This is a genomic window from Nocardia sp. NPDC004168, assembly GCF_040610355.1.
GTDB classification, from domain to species: Bacteria; Actinomycetota; Actinomycetes; order Mycobacteriales; family Mycobacteriaceae; genus Nocardia; species Nocardia sichangensis.
Genome location: NZ_JBEXME010000036.1, coordinates 1 through 18227, shown reverse-complemented (window position 1 = coordinate 18227; position 18227 = coordinate 1). Strand labels below are relative to the sequence as shown.

The 18227-nt window shown below is 69.1% G+C and carries 19 protein-coding genes; 8 read left to right on the top strand and 11 right to left on the bottom strand.

Features of this window, described 5'->3' with window-relative positions:
- Positions 1 to 38 precede the first annotated feature (38 nt).
- The 5 genes from ABZW96_RS33915 to ABZW96_RS33895 all read right to left on the bottom strand — a co-directional run bounded on the left by ABZW96_RS33915 (position 39) and on the right by ABZW96_RS33895 (position 5409).
- A complete protein-coding gene (locus tag ABZW96_RS33915; RefSeq protein ID WP_355080465.1) occupies positions 39 to 1166 on the bottom strand; it encodes a TIGR03364 family FAD-dependent oxidoreductase in 1128 nt (375 codons plus the stop codon).
- 469 nt (positions 1167 to 1635) lie between these two features.
- Positions 1636 to 2271, bottom strand: coding sequence for a lipoyl(octanoyl) transferase LipB (gene lipB, locus ABZW96_RS33910; RefSeq protein WP_355080463.1), 636 nt, complete (start codon positions 2269 to 2271; stop codon positions 1636 to 1638).
- A gap of 72 nt (positions 2272 to 2343) precedes the next feature.
- On the bottom strand, positions 2344 to 3339 hold the full coding sequence (locus ABZW96_RS33905; RefSeq protein ID WP_355080461.1) for a sigma-70 family RNA polymerase sigma factor: 996 nt from the start codon (positions 3337 to 3339) through the stop codon (positions 2344 to 2346).
- Between the two features lie 9 nt (positions 3340 to 3348).
- Entirely contained in the window at positions 3349 to 4755 is a 1407-nt protein-coding gene (locus tag ABZW96_RS33900) for an MFS transporter (RefSeq protein ID WP_355080460.1), read from the bottom strand.
- 201 nt (positions 4756 to 4956) lie between these two features.
- Positions 4957 to 5409 carry a hypothetical protein gene (locus ABZW96_RS33895; RefSeq protein ID WP_355080459.1) on the bottom strand — a complete coding sequence of 151 codons (453 nt, stop codon included), beginning with the start codon at positions 5407 to 5409 and terminating at the stop codon, positions 4957 to 4959.
- Between the two features lie 151 nt (positions 5410 to 5560).
- Here ABZW96_RS33895 and ABZW96_RS33890 point away from each other — a divergent pair, with 151 nt between their 5' ends.
- Together ABZW96_RS33890 and ABZW96_RS33885 are read left to right on the top strand one after the other, a co-directional pair.
- Entirely contained in the window at positions 5561 to 6079 is a 519-nt protein-coding gene (locus ABZW96_RS33890) for a MarR family transcriptional regulator (RefSeq protein WP_355080457.1), read from the top strand.
- 2 nt (positions 6080 to 6081) lie between these two features.
- Entirely contained in the window at positions 6082 to 6933 is an 852-nt protein-coding gene (locus ABZW96_RS33885; RefSeq protein WP_355080455.1) for a DMT family transporter, read from the top strand.
- A gap of 89 nt (positions 6934 to 7022) precedes the next feature.
- On the opposite strand, the gene ABZW96_RS33880 is transcribed toward ABZW96_RS33885, so the two are convergent.
- The gene (locus tag ABZW96_RS33880; RefSeq protein WP_355080454.1) at positions 7023 to 8309 is read right to left on the bottom strand and encodes a helix-turn-helix domain-containing protein; all 1287 of its coding nucleotides are present in this window, start codon (positions 8307 to 8309) and stop codon (positions 7023 to 7025) included.
- A 168-nt stretch (positions 8310 to 8477) separates the two neighbouring features.
- On the opposite strand from ABZW96_RS33880, the gene ABZW96_RS33875 reads away from it, so the two are divergent.
- On the top strand, positions 8478 to 9404 hold the full coding sequence (locus tag ABZW96_RS33875) for an AMP-binding protein (RefSeq protein ID WP_355080452.1): 927 nt from the start codon (positions 8478 to 8480) through the stop codon (positions 9402 to 9404).
- A gap of 36 nt (positions 9405 to 9440) precedes the next feature.
- On the opposite strand, the gene ABZW96_RS33870 is transcribed toward ABZW96_RS33875, so the two are convergent.
- On the bottom strand, positions 9441 to 10151 hold the full coding sequence (locus ABZW96_RS33870; protein ID WP_355080450.1) for an SDR family NAD(P)-dependent oxidoreductase: 711 nt from the start codon (positions 10149 to 10151) through the stop codon (positions 9441 to 9443).
- A gap of 25 nt (positions 10152 to 10176) precedes the next feature.
- Here ABZW96_RS33870 and ABZW96_RS33865 point away from each other — a divergent pair, with 25 nt between their 5' ends.
- Positions 10177 to 10632, top strand: a complete 456-nt coding sequence (locus ABZW96_RS33865) for a MerR family transcriptional regulator (protein ID WP_355080448.1) — start codon at positions 10177 to 10179, stop codon at positions 10630 to 10632.
- A 32-nt stretch (positions 10633 to 10664) separates the two neighbouring features.
- Here the strand turns inward: ABZW96_RS33865 and ABZW96_RS33860 are convergent, their stop codons facing one another.
- Entirely contained in the window at positions 10665 to 11420 is a 756-nt protein-coding gene (locus tag ABZW96_RS33860) for a ZIP family zinc transporter (RefSeq protein WP_355080446.1), read from the bottom strand.
- A 131-nt stretch (positions 11421 to 11551) separates the two neighbouring features.
- Entirely contained in the window at positions 11552 to 12364 is an 813-nt protein-coding gene (locus ABZW96_RS33855) for a class I SAM-dependent methyltransferase (RefSeq protein WP_355080445.1), read from the bottom strand.
- Between the two features lie 72 nt (positions 12365 to 12436).
- Between ABZW96_RS33855 and ABZW96_RS33850 the strand changes: the two genes are divergently transcribed.
- The gene (locus ABZW96_RS33850; protein ID WP_355080443.1) at positions 12437 to 13027 is read left to right on the top strand and encodes a TetR/AcrR family transcriptional regulator; all 591 of its coding nucleotides are present in this window, start codon (positions 12437 to 12439) and stop codon (positions 13025 to 13027) included.
- 51 nt (positions 13028 to 13078) lie between these two features.
- Here the strand turns inward: ABZW96_RS33850 and ABZW96_RS33845 are convergent, their stop codons facing one another.
- Positions 13079 to 14005, bottom strand: coding sequence for an alpha/beta hydrolase family protein (locus ABZW96_RS33845; protein WP_355080442.1), 927 nt, complete (start codon positions 14003 to 14005; stop codon positions 13079 to 13081).
- Between the two features lie 505 nt (positions 14006 to 14510).
- Here ABZW96_RS33845 and ABZW96_RS33840 point away from each other — a divergent pair.
- Positions 14511 to 14915, top strand: a complete 405-nt coding sequence (locus ABZW96_RS33840) for a heme-binding protein (protein ID WP_355080440.1) — start codon at positions 14511 to 14513, stop codon at positions 14913 to 14915.
- Between the two features lie 126 nt (positions 14916 to 15041).
- On the opposite strand, the gene ABZW96_RS33835 is transcribed toward ABZW96_RS33840, so the two are convergent.
- Complete coding sequence (locus tag ABZW96_RS33835) at positions 15042 to 15548, bottom strand: phosphoribosyltransferase (RefSeq protein ID WP_355080438.1); 507 nt, start codon at positions 15546 to 15548, stop codon at positions 15042 to 15044.
- 159 nt (positions 15549 to 15707) lie between these two features.
- Here ABZW96_RS33835 and ABZW96_RS33830 point away from each other — a divergent pair, with 159 nt between their 5' ends.
- Both ABZW96_RS33830 and ABZW96_RS33825 read left to right on the top strand, forming a co-directional pair.
- Positions 15708 to 17405 carry a GMC family oxidoreductase gene (locus tag ABZW96_RS33830; protein ID WP_355080436.1) on the top strand — a complete coding sequence of 566 codons (1698 nt, stop codon included), beginning with the start codon at positions 15708 to 15710 and terminating at the stop codon, positions 17403 to 17405.
- Positions 17406 to 17456: 51 nt separating this feature from the next.
- Complete coding sequence (locus ABZW96_RS33825; protein WP_355080434.1) at positions 17457 to 17945, top strand: GNAT family N-acetyltransferase; 489 nt, start codon at positions 17457 to 17459, stop codon at positions 17943 to 17945.
- Positions 17946 to 18227: the final 282 nt, after the last annotated feature.

The window sequence follows — 18227 nt, the reverse complement described above, 5'->3', positions numbered from 1 at the left end:
GGCCTCGAAACCGTCCCAGCAGAACCAGAATCCGTTCCTCAGAGTTCGAGTAGGTCGGCGGTTTCCTCGCCGAGGACGGGGCCGAGGGTCATGCCGCGACCGCCGGGTCCGGTGATCACCCAGACATGGCGTTCGGCTCGTACGCGGGTGACCGCGGCGCCGGGATCGGCGCTCTGGCTGTACACGCCTGCCCAGCGACGCACCACGGGTGGCAGTCTGCGGCCCAGCAACTCCTCGGTCACCGACGTCAGGTGCTCGTAAGGAGCGTCGTCCAGGTCGAATGCGAACGGCTCGGTGTACTCGTGGGTGTCGCCGATGGTCAATCCGCCGTCCAGGCGCTGGACGCACAGCAGTTGCATCGCGTGCTCTGCGGCGGTCGCGGTCTGCGATTGCTCCCGGTTCAGCGCGTCGACCTCGGGACCGGCGAAGCCGGGGTGGTAGCGGAAAGTGTCGCCGTCGGCGACGGCCGTGGGAAGCGGCTCACCCAGCGGAGCGGTTTGCATCATCTGTAGCCGGACCCGCCGCACGGGCAGCGCTCCGGCCAGTTCCCTGACCAGGCCCGTGTGCGCGGCGCCGGGGCAGACGAGCGCGAGGTCGGCATCGAAGAAACGACTACGGTCGTCGCGCACCCGCACGCCGGAACCGGTGTCGGCGACTTCCCTGGCTTCCGTGCCGGAATGAAAGGTGTAGCGCCCGCTCGCGGTGAGATAGGCGCGCAACGCGGGCAGCGCCTGGCGCGACTCTACGGCCGCGTCGGTCGAACAATGCAGTCCGGCAAGGAATTTGCCCCGCAGAGCGGGATTGACGGCGCGGACGCGTTCGGGGTCGAGCAAGGCGAAGCCACGTGCCTCGGCTCCGGGGCCGGCCGCCGCGGCCTCGGCGACGGCCAATTCCTCCGGGGTGCGCACCAAGGTGAGCGAGCCCGAGGGCCGGAAACCGACGCCGGGCACTTTCCCGCCGATCTCCTCCCACAGCCTCCGCGCACGCAGAGCGAGATCCAGTTCCGCGGCCGACCGGCCCGACACCCAGACCAGGCCGAAGTTGCGCACGGTCGCACCGCGCGCTTCGAGTTCCCGTTCCAGCTGCACGACCTCGTGCCCGCGGCGGATCGCGGCCATGGCGTGTGCGGTGCCGAGGATGCCGCCCCCGATGATCGCCAATCGCATGGACCGAGGATGGCAAATGGTCTGGACCGATCGGTGTGGTCCGCGCGAACGTGAGGTTAACCACCGCGAGCCCGTCGAGCGCGTCCGGTCGCTCGCCCGTGGTGACGGGATCGCCTTCGAGGCCCGCCTCGCCAACTGATCGGCATGCGCCGATCCTGGTCGTAATCGTCTGTGTCGGGGCTACTTTCGTTGCGGCGTTCGGCGGTCGGCCTGCGCTGGGTCCGGTGTGCGGATGGATGCGGGTAGCTCTCTGTCGATCCGGTCGCGTCGCCGTTTCGTGACTCCCCAACGGAGTTCGTGGTTCTGGAACAAATCCGGCAGCATCTCGGCAGCAGCAGGCCGCGCGCAGCTGGGTAGCCTGCTCGGCGGACTGGTGGAGCGCCGCTCCGAGGTGGCGCGGCTGTCGACCACGAGCGCGATCAGCCGTCGAGGTCGCCGCCGCGAGCGGCGGATCGTTCGCGGGCGGAGTTCAGCTCGCCTCGAAAGCGGTGGCGACCATGGAGCGCACCTGCTCCATGGTGGCCGCGCCGGATTCCCTGGCCACGGAGGACATATCGACGTCGGGGAGCCCGCACGCGACGGCCCAGTGCCATGGCTCGAGGTCGCCGTTCACATTGAGGGCGAAGCCGTGACTGGTGATCCCTCGGCTCTGGCGCATGCCGATGGAGACGATCTTGCGGCCGGTGTGTCGGGTCCACACGCCGGTGAGCAGTTCGGAGCCGGGCGGAGTGTCGCGGCGTTCGGCGGGCACGCCCAACCGGCCGAGTGCCTCGATCAGGCGGAACTCGACCTCGCGGATGTAGTCCACCACCCCTTCGCCGGAATCGAGCCGGACGATGAGATAGCCGACCAGCTGGCCGGGACCGTGATAGGTGAGCTGGCCCCCGCGGGTGGTCCGCACGACCGGGATGTCGTGTGCCGGGTCCGGCAGGTGCTCCTGCGGCGTCTTCCGCCCGATGGTGTAGACCGGCGGATGGCTCAGCAGCCACAGGGTGTCCGGCCGCGCGCCGCTGTGGCGTTCTTCGACCAGCTCTCCCATGCGTTCCATGGCCTTGTCGTAGTCGACGAGGTCGTCCTGGATCAAAGTCAACGGCCGGGCTCGCATGCTCCGACGATAGCGCTCCCCGCCGCACCGGGAATTCGACCCCATCGCCTGTGCAGTCGTCCGCACCGAGCATCACTCCGGTATGGAGTTCTCGTTCGGCCGTCGAAGCACCGTCGGCAACCCGAACGGCCGGAACAATTCGTCGCCGAGGAAGACGGTGATGCGTTCTATGGCGGTATCCGTGGTGCCGAGAACGTGGATGGAGTGCGCGCGGTGGGTCCCGTCCGCGTCGCGCAGGTAATAGGCGACGGCGGGCTGGGTGTTGGCGGCTGTCGGCACGGCGCGCCAGGTGTCGCCGTCCCGGGCCGCCTTGGCCGCGAAGAAACCCACTACGTGGGCGCGGCCCGCGAACCACAGCAGGGCGGGCGGCATTTCGAGCACCACGTCGTCGCGCAGCAGCTTGCTCAACTCGTCCATATCGCCGTTGCCGAAAGCGGTGACGTAGCGGTCGATCATCGCGCGCTCACCGGGGCTCAACGACTCGGACGTCCGATCGATCATGGGGGTGGCCTTCTCGAGCTGGGCGCGGGCGCGTTGCAGCGCGCTGTTGACCGCGGCGGGGGAGATGCCGAGCAGGTCGGCGACCTCTGCGGCGGACCAGGCGAGCACGTCGCGCAGGATGAGCACCGCGCGCTGGCGGGCGGGCAGATATTGCAGCGCGGCGATGAAGGCCAGGCGGATGCCGCTGCGCGCGGCCACCACGGTCGCCGGATCATCGGCCGAGCCGCCGAGCAGCGCGTCGGGAATCGGTTCCAGCCAGGACACTTCGGGATGCCGGGCCGGCCGGGTCCGGAGAGTGGCGGCCGGTCCGTTCAGATCGGTGGGCAAGGCCCGCCTGCCACGCTGTTCGAGCGCGGTCAGGCAGGCATTGGTGGCGATCCGGTACAGCCAGGTGCGCAGCGAAGCCCGCTGCTCGTCGAACCGGTCGGCGGCACGCCAGGCCCGCACCAAGGTCTCCTGCACCAGGTCCTCGGCATCGTGGACGGACCCGAGCATGCGGTAGCAGTGCGCGAGCAACTCCGGCCGGTAGGCCATCGTCTCGGCCGTGAAGTCGGCGCCGATCGTCATGGCCGCAACCTACCGAGCCGCGACCGGCTGCGCGTCGGAGCGTGCCGCGACGGGCGCGCCCGCGGGTAGCAGCAGCCCGAGCGCGGCGCCGATCAGCGCCAGCAGCGCCGCCGTGCCGATCGCCGCGGCGAATCCGGCACTGAACGCAGCGGTGGATCCGAGTCCACCGAATGTCGCGAAAACCGCTGCGGGCAAAGCGATCCCGAACGTGCTGCCGAGCTGGCGCAAGGTGTTGAACGTGCCCGACGCCGCACCGACCGCCGCTAAGGGCACCGAACGCAGCACGGCGCTCTGGGCGGCGGGAATGGCCATCGAGACGCCGACACCGCAGAGCGCGAACGGCGCGACCATGGCCGGGTAGGACAACTGCGGCCCGGCCGTCAGCGCGAGCCAGCCGTAGCCCGCGGCCTGCATCAGCAGTCCCACGACCACCAGTGGCCGTTCCCCGAAGCGGTTGACCTGCTTGCCCGCCACGGGAGCGACGAGGAACAAGGTGATCGTCCAGGGCGCCAGCCGCACTCCCGCGCCGAGCGGGCCGTGGTGCTGGACCGTCTGCAGGAACTGTGCGAAGAAGAACGCCCCGCTGAAGATCGATCCGAACAGCAGGAAGCCCACCGCGTTGCCGACCGAGAAGCCGCGCGCGGCGAACAGCCGCATCGGGATCAGCGGGGTCGCGGTGCGCAGCTCCCAGCGTACGAACGCGACCAGCGCGATCGCCGCGAGCAGGAACGCGGCGACGACTTCGCCGCTGCCCCAGCCCGCTTCGTCGCCGCGCAGCAGGCCCCACACCGAGCCCAGCGCGGCGGCGCAGGCCAGCCCGATGCCCAGGTGATCGAGTCCGCGTGCCTCGCCACGGCTCTCCGGCAGCCGGGTCAGCATCAGCGGCACGAGCAAGGCGGCGATCGGCAGGTTCAGCCAGAAGATCCACTGCCAGGTCGAGCCCTCCACCACCGCGCCACCGAGGAGCGGGCCGCCGAGCGTGGCCAGGCCGGTCACCGCCGCGAAAAGCCCGAGCGCGCGGGTGCGCTGCGCGGGCGGGAAGGCGGCCGACAGCAGCGCCATACCGACCGGCATGACGGCCGCCGAGCCGGCACCTTGCACCGCCCGGGCGGCGACCAGCCAGCCCAGGTTCGGCGCCGAGGCGCACGCGGCCGAGGCCGCCGAGAACAGCAGCACCCCCGCGACCAGTACGCGGCGCCGTCCATATCGCTCGCCGAGCGCCGCGCCCGCCATCAGCAGCACCGCGAAGCTCAAGGTGTAGGCGTTGACGGTCCACTCCAGTTCGGCCAGCGAGGCGCGCAGGTCGAGCTGGATCGCATGCAGGGCAGTGGTGACGACCAGCGCGTCCAGCATGATCATCAACGCGGCCACCGATGTCAGCGCGAGTACCCAGCGCTGTCCCGTGGTCGTTCTCATGGGCGAAAGTCCTCCTCCGATGGGTTCGCCGGTACATACCGGCGCCGCCGCCCCGATTCATCGCAGGTTCGGAGAAAACTTTGTTTCGTGCCGATCGCGGACGTACGAGCGGCCGGCAGGAGCCCCGCTTCGGAAGCGTCGTCCGGAGTTGCGGCCCCGGGTTCCACCGCGCTCGGCGGCGCCCGCGTCCGCCCCGGCCGACTAGGACGTGGCGAGGCGACCGGCGCGCCGACGTCGCACGGCAAGCGGCAACACCAGCATGTAGAGGCCGGAGAACAGCAGCAGAGCGAGCGGCAGCAGCGGTAGGTAGGACACCCAGACGATCGGTTCCTCCTGCGCCAAGGCGACGAAAGTGGCGAGAACGGTCGCGACGAAGCCGATACCCGACCAGCGATGCAGCTGCCGGACCCGCGGTGCGGGCACGACCCGCCGCGGCGAGGTGTTCCCGGCCGCCCGGCCGCGCCGCTCGGCGGACCACGACAGTCCGAATACGCCGAGACCGGAGAAGAGAAGCAAGGCGAGCGGGGGCAGAGGCACGTAGGAGACCCACACGGGCCCCTTCAGCGCCAAGGCGACGACCGTGACGACGACGGTCGCCGTGAATATGACGGCCAGCCACCGGTGCGTCTGCCTTATCCGTCTGTCCCAGTTCATGAGTCCTCCTCTGCGTGTGAACGGCTCGCGTCCCAACGCTAACGGCAGCGCGCTGACCAGCGCTTCTCGATTCCTGATCGTCTCACTCCGCACACCGCGCGGCCGGGTGAAGGGTTGACAGCGACCCGTCGGCGGATGTTATGCATGAGTCATGCATGATGCTCGCCTGGAGAACCTGCTCGGAGCAGCGGCGCTTGCGATCAACGACGTGATGCTCGCCGACGTGCACGGCGCCGGTGCGGTGAGCGGCAGTAGCGCGGCCGCCTTGGTGACGCTCGTGGAATCGCCGGGCATCAGCGTCACCGACCTGGGCAAACGGGTCAGGCTGACGCAATCCGCGGCCGTTCGCATGGTCGATTCGCTCGCGGCCGCCGGACTGGTCGGCCGCTCTCCCGGCGCCGGACGGCTGGTCAGCGTGAACCTGACGCCGTCCGGCCGGGACACCGCGGACCGAATCCTCGCCGCCCGCGCCCGGTCGTTGGCCGAGCTGGTATCCGCACTCGACGACGCGGAGCGCGAAGCCATGACGAGCCTGCTTGCGAAACTGCTGGCCCGGCTGTACGGGGAGATCGGCGATTCGAATGTGCTGTGCAGATTGTGCGACCGCGCGGGCTGTACGCGATCCGCGGTGTGTCCGGTGGGACAGGCCGAGCGCGACCGGAAGGCCTGATCATGGGGACGCTTCTGGCGCTGATGTCCGCGTTGAGCTATGGCCTGTCGGATTTCTGGGGTGGAACCGCGTCCCGCCGAGTCGGATTCGCACGCGTGGCGCTGCTCGGTCAACTCGGCGGGCTCGCCGTCACCGCGCTCGCAGGCCTGCTGGTATTTCCCGCCGGGCCCCATCCCGCCGATCTCGGCTGGGGAGCGCTGTCCGGAGTGGGCACCGGTATCGCGATGACCTTCCTGTTCCGCGGAATCAGCCGCGGCGCGATGTCCGTGGTCGTACCGATCAGCGCCGTGGGCGGCGCCGCACTGCCGGTTCTGCTCGGAACCGCTCTGCTCGGTGAGCGTCCGGCGGCGTCGGTATGGGCGGGTATCGCGATGGCTGTGCCCGCGCTCTGGCTCGTCGCGGGCGGTGCGACCGGCGCCGGTCCGAATGCCAGGGCCGCTGTCGGCGACGGGTTGATCGCCGGTGTCGGCATCGCCGTGCAATACCTCGCACTGGCTCGCGCCGCCCCGGCCTCCGGTATCTGGCCGGTGACCGCGGGCCGGGCGGCGGCCGTCGTTCTCGTCGCTGCGTTCGCATGGACGCTGGCATCCGGATCCTCGGATACCGCGCCAGGCCCTGGACATCGGGCCGATCTCACAGCCGTGTTCTCCGGCATCCTCGCTGCCGCCGCGCTCGTGTCCTATCTCTTCGCCACGCGGACCGAGTACCTGGCCGTGGCGGTCGTGTTGTCCTCGCTCTACCCGATCGTCCCCGTGGTACTCGGCGTGACCGCGCTGCGGGAGCGATTGCACAGCAGCCAGATCATCGGGTTGGTCGCCGCCTCGGCCGCCAGCATTGTCATCGCCACATCGTGACGACGGACTCGCAACCTGGCTCTACGCCGTGCGCGGTTCCGTGGAGCTGTCCCGCATAGCGCTGCGCCGCTGAGTTCCGGGCAGCCGGGTCACGCCGTACCGGGTCGCAGTATCGCCGGTCCGTACCAGTGACAGACGAGCAGTGCGAGCTCGACGTCCAGCCGGTCTTCGGCGATGGGCTTGCCGCGTCGCGAAACCGCCCGGCCCACCCGGTATTTCACCGAGTTCGAGTGGAGGTCGAGCTCCGCGGCGGCTGCCTTGTAGCTCGATCCGGTGCGCAGGAAGACCTGGAGCGTGTCGCGCAGCCGCGCGTCGTTGTCGGTGTCGGAGGCCAGGTCGCCCAGCACGTCGCCGACCCATTCCCGGACTTCCGCGATGCTCTCACCGAGCAGGGCCGCGACCGACAATCCGGGGTCTTCGGCCGCGACCACCCGGTGTTCGGTGTCCGCCCCCGCCAGCGCTACGGTGCGTGCGTCCTGAGCCAGGCGATGAGATCGGCGGAACCCGGACAGGCCCGGGACCACCGTGCCGATCGCCACGTTCGGGGCGTCGCGTTGCGCGGCCGCGAATGCACGGATATCGGCGACGGCATCGGGTCGCGCCGAACGGTAGGGCAGCCACGCCCAGCCGCTCAGCTGATCGTCGGCGACGAAGAGGGGCTGCCCGGAGGTTCCCGTGGTCTCGGCCGACCCACGAACGAACCGTTGCAGCTCGGCCAGTTCGTCACCGTGGGCTTCCGTGTCGGGATACCAGACGATGAGCGCCAGGTGATGCCAACGCAGGGGATAACGGATCTGCTCGGTGGCGCTGTCGACGTCGACGGACTCCTTCCCCTTCAGTAGCTCGCGCACACAGAGCGCTCGCACACTGTTGCGGGTGTCCAACCACTGCTCCCGCTCTCCTTCATAGACCGCGACGACCTCCTGGATCACCTGGTCGAGGTAGGTGAAGAGCCGGGTGGCGATGGCCCGGCCGACGACGAATCGATCGACCGGCCCGACGTCGGCGGCCTGCAACTCGGCGAAGATCAGTTCGGTCGCCCGCCGTTGTCCGATGTGATAGGCGCGCACCAGGGCGTTGAGCGGGACGTCGCGCTGCGCCAGACGCTTCGTGTACTCCGTGCCCGCCGACGGCAGGTGGATGCGGGTGGCGGGGATGTCGTGACGCAGCGCGTACAGCAGGGTGTCGACGTTTCCCTGCACACTGGCCCCGAGCAGTTCGACGGTGTGGACATCCGCGCGCAGCTCGGGTATCTCTTCCTCGAGCGCGCAATGGATGCTCGCGCTGACGTCCGTCACCCGCTTGTTCATGCGGGCGGCGATCGTCGCGATACAACGGTCGACCTCCGCTTCACCGTTGCGACGAGAACTCGTCACGAGCCGATCGTATTACCTCGCCGTGCGCGCGGCGGCGGATCTCGCGGGTCGATATTGTCTCCCGGCGACAAGACAGACGACGAATTTGATCCTTGCGCGACGGTGGCGAGAGGAGCTCCGCTTCCTACCGTTGTTATCGAACAACTACGCCGTTGCCGAGGACATCGCATGATGCTTTCCACTCTTCCGGACCGTCGCGCCGCAGCCGCCCCGCAGGCACCAGCACTTGCCGCTGGCGGCATCGAACTGAACAACAGCGAATTCCTGTCCGCCGTCCAGCGTGCCGCGTCCCGCCTGCGCGCCGCGGGCGTCACGACCGGCGACGTCGTCGCGACCATGCTGCCCGGCGCCGTCGACCTGGTGGTGTCGCTGTTCGCGATCTGGCGCCTGGGCGCCACGGCCGCCGTGATCGACCCGACGGCGTCCGACGAGGAGGTGAGTCAGCGAATAATCGACGCAGACCCCGAGGTCCTCATCGTCATCGAGCATCCGTCGCCGATCGACGCTCCGGTCCGGGTCCTGCCCGCCGCGGCGCTCGGCGCGGCGGAACGCGACCCGACACCGGCGGCGCGGCCCGGCGGGGAGGCGCTGGCGCTGATCACCTACGGCGGCGGCATCCGGGCGATGCTCGATCACCGGAACCTGGAGGCCATGTGCCGATTCGTGATCGAGGTCTTCGCCCTCACCGATGCCGACCACAGCCTGTCGACGCTGCCGATGCGGCAGCTCTGCGGCATCTTGCTCGGCGCCCTGTCGCCGTTGGTCGCGGGAGGTCGCACTACCTTGGCAGGCCCGCTGGACCCGGAGTCGTTCCTGGAACGGGTCGAGCGAATCCGGCCCACCTACTCCTCCGCCTTCCCGAGCCTGTACGCGGCACTGACCGAACTGCCCGGCCGGGCGCGGTGGGACACCTCGTCGGTGCGTTTCGCCCTGTGCTGTGCGGCACCGGCCGGAAGTGAACTACGAAGCAGGTTCGAACACCGCTTTGGTGTACCCATCGTCAACGGATACGGGCTGAAGGAGGTCATCGCGCGGGCCCACGCGATCCGTTCACCGGCGGCAGGGGAGTCGAACCGCGCGTCCGTCGTGTCTTGACCCGCCACGGGTGAGCACCGCACGACCGACGTTCGGCTACCAGGCCAGGGCGCCGTCGGCGTCGAAGTATCCCCCCGTGGGGCCGTCCTGGCCCAGCCGCGCCATCCGCACGATGATCTCGGCGCCTTGCTCGACGCTCTGCAGGCCGGTGTTCCCGTTCAGATCGGTCTGGGTGAAGCCGGGCTCCACCGCGTTGATCCGGATGTTCGGAAACGCTTTCGCATACTGCACGGTGATCGCGTTGACCGCGGTTTTCGATGCCGGGTATGCGACGCCCGGGTAGGCGTACGCCCGGCTGCCGGGATCGCTGACCCGGGTCAGCGAGGCCAGCCCGCTGCTGACGTTCACCACGACCGGGGCGGTGGAACGTTGTAGCAGAGGGAGGAACGCGTGCAGGACGCGCACCGTGCCGAATACGTTCGTCTCGAAGGTCCGGCGCATGAGGTCCGCGGTCACGTCCGCGGCGCCGATCACGGTGTTGGTCGCGGTCCATTCCGTGGCGATACCCGCGTTGTTGACCAGCACGTCCAGGCCGCCGTCGGCTTCGATGGCCGCGACGGCGGCCGCTACGGACGCGTCATCGGTGATGTCGAGCTGGACTGTCCGTCCCCCCAACTGTTCGGCGGCCCGGCGTCCGCGCTCGACGTCCCGGCTTCCGAGGTAGACGGTGTGGCCCGCGGCGATGAGCCGGCGGGCGGCCTCGAAACCGAGACCTTTGTTCGCTCCGGTGATCAATGTTGTCGTCATGATCACGGACGCTAAATTCTAGAGCGTGCTCGAAGTCAAGCCGCAGCCGGAATCCGGTCCGCCACAGCAAGGTATGAGCATCGCCGAGGCCGCCAGGCGGACGGGGGTCAGCGTGCACACCTTGCGCTACTACGAACGCGCGGGCCTGGTCGTCACCCCGGTCGATCGCGCGGCCGGTGGCTGGCGGCGCTACCAGCAGTTGGACCTGGACTGGATCACCGTCTGCACCAAGCTGCGGGCCACCGGCATGCCCATCAAAACCATCCGCCGCTACGCCGAACTCGTCGCCGCCGGGCGCGGCAACGAACCCGAACGGCTCGCCCTCATGGAGGCGCATCGCGCCGAGGTGGCAGCCAAGATCGCCGAGTTGCACGAGAACCTCGAACTCATCGACCACAAGATCGACGTCTACCGCGGCAGGCTCGCCGTTGGCGACGCCGATCGGTTGTGGGCGCCCAACCGCCGAGCCGACGCACGCTGAGCAATCGGCTCCGAAATGCTTGCACCACAGGGCTAGTGGTCGAGCTGGGACAGGGCGAAGGCGGTGAGGAACCCGGCCACCGTGATCATTCCGACCCACAGATGGGCGTCCTCGAAGGCCTCCGGGATCATCGTGTCGGTGATCATGGCCAGGATCGCGCCCGCGGCCAGGGCGGTGATCGCGGCCAGCGCGGCGGGCGCGGCGTCACCGAGCAGTCCGTAGCCCGCCATGGCGGCCACACCGCTGATCACCGCTATCCCAGCCCACAAGCTGAACACGTAGCGCGGGCTGCGGTTCGCGCGGCGCATACCGGCCGCGCTGGACAGCCCCTCGGGAATATTGCTGATGAACACCGCGGCCACGGTGACCGCGCTGACGGTTTCGCCGCCGAGCAAACTCGCCCCGATGACGATGGACTCCGGTACACCGTCGAGCAGCGCGCCCAACGCGATGGCCGTGCCCGAGCCGGACTGCTCGGATTCGCTGGGTTGCTGGTCTCCCGAGCGCTTGCGGTGGCGGGCCCCGCGGCGGGCGAGGGCGACATTCGCCAGGGTGTAGATCCCCGCGCCGCCCACCGCGCCGAGGGCGGTGGGCGGCAGTCCGGCCTTCTCGTGCGCCTCGGCGATCAACTCGAACGACACCGCCGAAAGCAGTACTCCGCTGCCGAATCCCATCACGCTGGCCACGATCTTCGTGGGAACGCGCGCCCAGAATCCCACGAGAGCGCCTATCAGCAGGGCGGATCCGGCCAGTAATCCCCATCCGCCCGCAGCCCACAACCCCGACACTCAACCGTCTCCTCACCGCTCGGAACGCGTCGACCAGCGCGGATCATCGCCGGCCACCTGTCCGAGCTACCCGCACCCGCCGGGACGGAAACGAAGCCCAGGAACAGCGGGGGAAGGGGCGGCGCATCGGGTCAGGGTGTGGCGGTGCGCGTCGCGGTGATCGCCACCGTCGTGTAGGGCAGGGTGAAACTCCCGCCCATCGCATCGATCGCCGCGCCGACACCGTCGAGCACTTGTGTCAGTTTGTCCTCTGGGAGGCGGGTCATGGAGCCGTGCGTCGGAAGTTGATCGAGCCACTCGTCGCGGGTGTAGGTGCGCTCCCACTGGAAACTCGATTCCAGTGGATCTTCGAATCGACCGGTCTCCCGGATGCCTTCGGCCGCTTTGTCCAGCATCTGCCGATACACCTCCAAGGCTCGCGTGCCCGGCTGGAGGGTGAACGGCGAGTCGGGCGCCACCCGCCGGTACACCACGCCATACGCTTCCGCCACGTCGGTCGGGAGATGGAACACATGCCAGAATGCGGAGAGCACGCCCCGGGGACGCAGAACCTCCGCCGCTTTCGCCGCCCCCGCGACCGGATCGACCCAGTGCCAAGCCGTTCCCGCGATGACCGCATCGAAGACGCGGCCTGCGCTGTCCCAGGTTTCGAAGGTCGCCACGTCGACCTCCAACCCTCGGCCTCGTGCGAATTCCGCCATCCGCGGATCCGGTTCGACCCCCAGCACCGTGCAACCGGCCGCCTGGAACTGCCGGGCTTCGACACCGGTGCCGCAGCCGACATCCAGGACCGCGCGCCCGGGACTGATGGAAACGATGTGCTCTATCAGGGCTTCGGGATAGCTGGGCCTGGTCCGGTCGTAGCGTTCGGCATTCACCCCGAAGGACTCCGCGATCTGCCGGTGCCGGTGCGGCGTTTCCTCCGGCGAAGGTATAGTGGGCATGCGCCCACTTTAAATGGGCATGCGCCCACTCGGCAACGGGTGGGCTCGATCCGAACAGAAAGAGGCACCCGTATGCCCACCGGAGTCGCCCTCCGCGACGTGCGCGAGCAGTTGTTCGACGCCGCCGACCGGATCCTGCTCCGCCACGGGCCGAGCGCGCTGACCAGCCGGGCGGTCACCGCGGAGGCGGGCTGCGCCAAAGGCGTTCTGCACCGGCACTTCACCGACTTCGACGACTTCCTCACCGAACTGGTGACCGCCCGTATCGTCGAGATCGAGCGACGGGCTGCCGCTCTGCGGGAATCCGCCGGGAGCGGCGCCGTGGTCGAGCACCTCACCACCGCGCTGACGGACGTGTTCGGCCCGGTCACCACGGCCATCGTCGGCTTGATCACGTTCCGGGACGAATTGCGCGCACGCCTGCGCCGCGACCGGCCGACCGGCGTCCCCGTCCTCGCGGAAGCGACCGCCATGATCGCCGGGTACCTCACCGCCGAACGCGACCTCGGCCGGATCGCCGCGACCGCCGACGTCGACTCGCTCGCCCCCATGCTGATCGGGACCGCGCACCTGTTGTTCGCCGATCGGGACGCCGGTCCGCCCTCGCGTGAGGCGGTCGGCGGCGCGGTGAGGGCGGTCGTCGTGGGGGTGCTGTCCGGCTAGTGCGAGCGCCGAGGTGAAGTCTCCGGCCCGGTGCTCGGCGTCGGGGCTCGGTCAGTGCGCGCCGAGCGCGTCGAGGATCATCGGACGCGCGGTCGCGAGTGCTTGCTGCCAGTAGGGCCAGGTGTGTGTCCCGTCGACGGTGTCGACGCGGGCGGTCATCCCGAGTTCCGCGAGCCGATCACGGAACATCTGGGCGGCGATCGTTGTCATCGACTCGAGGCCCATCGCGTTGACCGTGTTCCCGACTCCGAACGGCACGTCGAGCGGGCCGGGCAGCCCGTTGCCGGTCGAGACGTATATCGGCAGTCCGCGCAGCAATTCGGCCTGTTCGGTGGCGTCGTTGCGGCTCCAGGCGGGGTCCCCGACCGGCCCCCACATGTCGTCCACATTGAAATTGCCTTCGTCCCGCATGGCGGCGCGCATCGCTTCGTTCCAGAGCGGGAACGTCGGGTGCAGGAACCCGGAGAACGATCCGGCGAACTTGAACTGGTTGCGATGGTATCCGGCCAGGATCAGCGCGGCGTTGCCGCCCATGGAGGCGCCGACGACGGCATCGTTGGTTCGCGACACGCCGAACCGCTGGAGGTAGGCGGGCAGTTCCTGGGTGAGGAAGGTCTCCCATTTGTACGTCGTCTCTTGGCCGTTCGTGCTGCTCGGCTGGTACCAGTCGGTATAGAAGCTCGAGTGGCCACCGACCGGCAACACCAGGGTGACGTTGTCGTCCGCGAATTGGGCCAAGGCGTCGGTATCGGTCGTCCACTGACTGTGGTCGGCGGGCGCGCGCAGGCCGTCGAGCAGGTAGAGCGCCGCGCTTCCGCCGCGGGCCGCCCATTGGACCTGGACTTTGATCGGTCCCATGCTGGACGGCACGGAGAGCTCGCTGAAACCGCGCGCCGGTGCGCGCAATATCGGCGCGTGGATCGGCGCGGCGGTAGCGACGGCTCCGCCGAGGGACGACATGAGCACGGCTGTTGCCATGACAGCGCCGGTCTTCCTCATTCGACCGCGAATACCCCGCTGCTTTCCAGACCGCGCCGCTGCGCCCACCCGCATACCTCCTACCCGTTCCTCGCTCGAAAACGAGATCCAATTCATTTGTAGTTCAGTACGATTCGCTTTCCCGGCATGCGCCTCCGCGCCCATGAACGCGAATTCATCCTACGTTGCGCCGTATTGGCTACCGGATCCATTCCAGTCAAACCTGGGAAGTCCGGGCTGCCCACCGGTGCGAGTGGTGTGCAGCGCACCGACGTCGGCCGGCTGCTGTGGCCCGGTCGGGCGACGAATCGCCGGTCGGGGAAACGCCGGTCGGGGAAACGCCGGTGAGCGCCTCGCTCTAATGGTAGCTCGACAGTTGCTATGCGACGGACCTTCGGCGTGTTCGAAATGCGGCGTGTCGCGACCGGGAGCCCAGTCGTCGGGATCCCGCAGTAGGACCGGGCCGTTGCGCGCTGCCGATCCGGTGCGGGGCGAGAATGGTCGCATGGCGATCTCGCTCGACCAGGCAGACTCGGTCCTCGCCGCGGCCCGCGAGGCGGCGACCGGACTCGGCGAGGCCGTGTCGCTGGCAGTGGTGGAACCCGGCGGAATCGTGGTGGCCGTCGCGCGGATGGACGGTGCGCCTGCGCGGGCGAGCGAAATCGCGAAACACAAGGCGGAGGCGGCCATCGCGCTGGGGTTCGACACCGTGCACGTGACCACCGCGCCGCGAGAGCAGTCGCTGTTCGGCGAACCTCGGCGACCGGACGCCCACGCATTGGTGCCCAACGGCGGTGGCGTCCTCATCCGGATCCGCGGTACGGTCCTCGGTGCGCTGGGAGTATCCGGCGCGGCCTCCTCGATCACCGATCACAAGATCGGCGCAATCGCTGTCGCTCAACTGAATTGATCGCTCACTGCCCTCCATCCGGTGACACGGGCGCGTTCTTCGGCGGCAGCCCACCGGAAGCGACCGGACGGGGCTTGTCCTGCGCGCCTTCGAGGCCGCTGCGACCGAGGCGGGCATGCCCAGCGGTCAGGCGTCGAGCGCGCGCGGCTGCCGTCGCACCACCGGTGGCTCGGTGGACCACGGGAAATTGATCCACCGGTCGGTGCGCCGCCACACGTATTCGCTGTCGACTTCCGACCACGGCTTCTGGTAGATCACCGCACAGCGCACCTCGGCGACCTTGCCGGAACAGAAGTCGCGCACCAGTTTCAGGGTGGCGCCGGTGTCGGCGACGTCATCGGCGACCAGCACGGTGGCGCCTGCCAGATCCACCGCCTGCGGCACCGGCGGCAGCATCACCGGCAACTCCAGGCGCTGGTCGACGCCGGTGTAGAACTCGACGTTCATCACGTGCAGGTTCTTCACGTCCAGGGCGTAGCCGAGTGCGCCCGCCACGAACAGCCCGCCCCGCGCGATCGAGAGGATCAGATCGGGCTCGAAGCCGTCAGCGGCGATGGTCGCGGCGAGTTCCCGGCTCGCGGAACCGAACGACTCCCAGGTCAGTACTTCGCGATCCGTCACAGGCTCTCCCATCTCGCTGGACGCGACGCAGCGAGCATACGAGTGGCCGCGCAGGTTTCCCGGGCGGTTGCTCACTGCCATGGGAAGCCGGAGGCAAGATGGCCGGAAATCTCGATATCACGTCCGTATCTCTCGTCCGGCCTGTGTGTTCGCCGCCATACGCTCGAGCGCATGGACAGCCACTACGACGTGCTCGTCATCGGTTCCGGCTTCGGCGGCAGCGTCGCCGCGCTGCGCGCGACCGAGAAGGGATACCGGGTCGGCGTGCTCGAGGCGGGCCGGCGGTTCGCCGACCACGAGTACGCGAAGAACTCCTGGCATCTGCGCGAGTACCTCTGGGCGCCGAAACTCGGCTGCTACGGCATCCAGCGGATGACCCTGCTCAACGACACGTTCATCATGAGCGGGTCGGGAGTCGGCGGCGGGTCGCTGGTGTACGCCAACACGCTGTACGAGCCGCCGGAGAAGTTCTACCGCGACCAGCAGTGGGCGCACATCACCGACTGGCGTTCCGAGCTGGCGCCGTACTACGACCAGGCGAGGCGAATGCTCGGTGTGACCGAGAATCCGGCGACCACTCCGACCGATCGAATCCTGCGCGAAGTCGCGCAGGACATGGGCATCGGCGACACTTATCGCCGCACGCCCGTAGGAGTTCTGTTCGCGGACAACGGTTCTCGGCCGGGACAGCAGGTCGCCGACCCGTTCTTCGGCGGCGTCGGACCGGCGCGCTCGACCTGCACCCACTGCGGCGAGTGCATGACCGGCTGTCGGCACGGCGCGAAGAACACACTGGTGAAGAATTATCTCTACCTGGCCGAAAAGGCCGGAGCCACGGTGCATCCGCTGACGACGGTGACGGACGTGCGGCCGCGACCGGAGGGCGGCTACGAAGTGCGGACGGTGCGGACCGGGCGGTGGGCGCGCAAGGGCGAGCGGACGTTCATCGCGGACCAGGTGATCTTCGCGGCCGCCGCGCTCGGCACCCAGACACTGCTGCACCGGTTACGCGAGAACGGCAGTCTGCCGCACGTCTCGTCGCGGTTGGGGCATCTGGCCCGCACCAATTCCGAAGCCGTGCTGGCCGCGCGGTCGCTGCGCAAGGGCACCGACTTCACCAAGGGCGTGGCGATCACCTCGTCCATCCACCCCAACGAGTACACCCACATCGAGCCGGTCCGCTACGGCAAGGGCAGCAATGCGATGAGTTTGCTGGCCACCGTGCTCGTGGACGGGCATGCGGGCAGGGCGCGCTGGTGGCTGGGCGTGCGGGAATTGATCGCGCACCGCCGCCACCTCGTCCGGCTGCACAACCCCCGCCGCTGGTCCGAGCGCAGCATCGGCGTGCTCGTCATGCAGAACGTCGACAACTCGATCGTCACCTACACCAAGCGCGGCTTGTTCGGCAGGCGCATGACGACCAAGCCGGGCGACGGCGCCGCACCGCCGACCTGGATTCCGGAAGGACACGAGGTGACCAGGCGCATCGCGGAGAAGATCGGAGGCCTGCCGCAGGGTGGCTGGACCGAACTGATGAACATCCCGATCACCGGCCATTTCATCGGCGGCTGCGCCATCGGCGACTCGGCCGAGTCGGGCGTCGTCGACGCCTACCACCGGGTCTACGGACACCCCGGCCTGCACATCACCGACGGCTCCACCATCTCGGCGAACCTGGGCGTGAATCCATCCCTGACCATCACCGCCCAAGCCGAACGCGCCATGTCGTTGTGGCCGAACAAAGGCGAGGACGACCTGCGTCCACCTCTCGGCACGGCCTACCGCAGGCTCGCGCCGATCGAGCCGAAGAACCCGGTGGTTCCGGTCGCCGCGCCCGGCGCGTTGCGCCTGCCGATCACCCCGGTCTGAGCGGGCGGTAAACCGGTCGTGTGCGGCCGGTCCCGGTGCCAGGATCGGCGCATGCCCCGCCATGTCGTCCTCGAACCGCTCGACGAAGCGTTGCTCACCGATCTGCTGCACACCGCGGTGGCCGACGCGCATCCTGGCGAGGTCATGCCGGTGGAAGCGCCGGACGCGAGCTGGAATGCCGACCGAGAGGCGGATTTCCGAGCCTTCCACCGCGGCCGCGCGCTGGCGGAGCAGCCCGTCGAGTCGACCTACGGCATACGGGTGGACGGCGAGGTGGTCGGCGCGGCACGACTGTGCCGGTTGCCCGCCTCGGACGGCGCAGCCGAGGCGGGAGTCTGGCTCGGCCGCTCCCGCCGAGGCACGGGAATCGGCACCGCCGTGTTCGCCGCATTGATCGAGCGGGCAACCGCCGAGGGCTACTCGGGGCTGTTCGTGAGCACGACGCCGGACAACATTCCCGTACTCCGCCTGTTGACCGCACGCGGAATCGACTACGTCCTGAACGGCAACGAGGCCACCGCTTGGATTCGCTGCGGCTGAAGCCAGTGTCTCCGCGACTGAGTGAAGCGAGACCGAGCTTGCGCCGTTCGCGGCCCGGCTCGCGTCCGAGATGCGACTGCATGAGCGGCAACCACGCGCAGCCCGGTCACTTCAACCGCGCGCGACGTCGCAGCATTGATACCGACGCGCCCCGCGCACCTCCACCACGTCTTTCGAGCGAAGCGAGACCGAGCACCCGCCGTTCGCGGCCCGGCTCGCGTCCGAGCGGCCGCCGCGTCCGCGACGAAGTCGCCAGCGGCGGTAGATCGGAATAGCCCACGG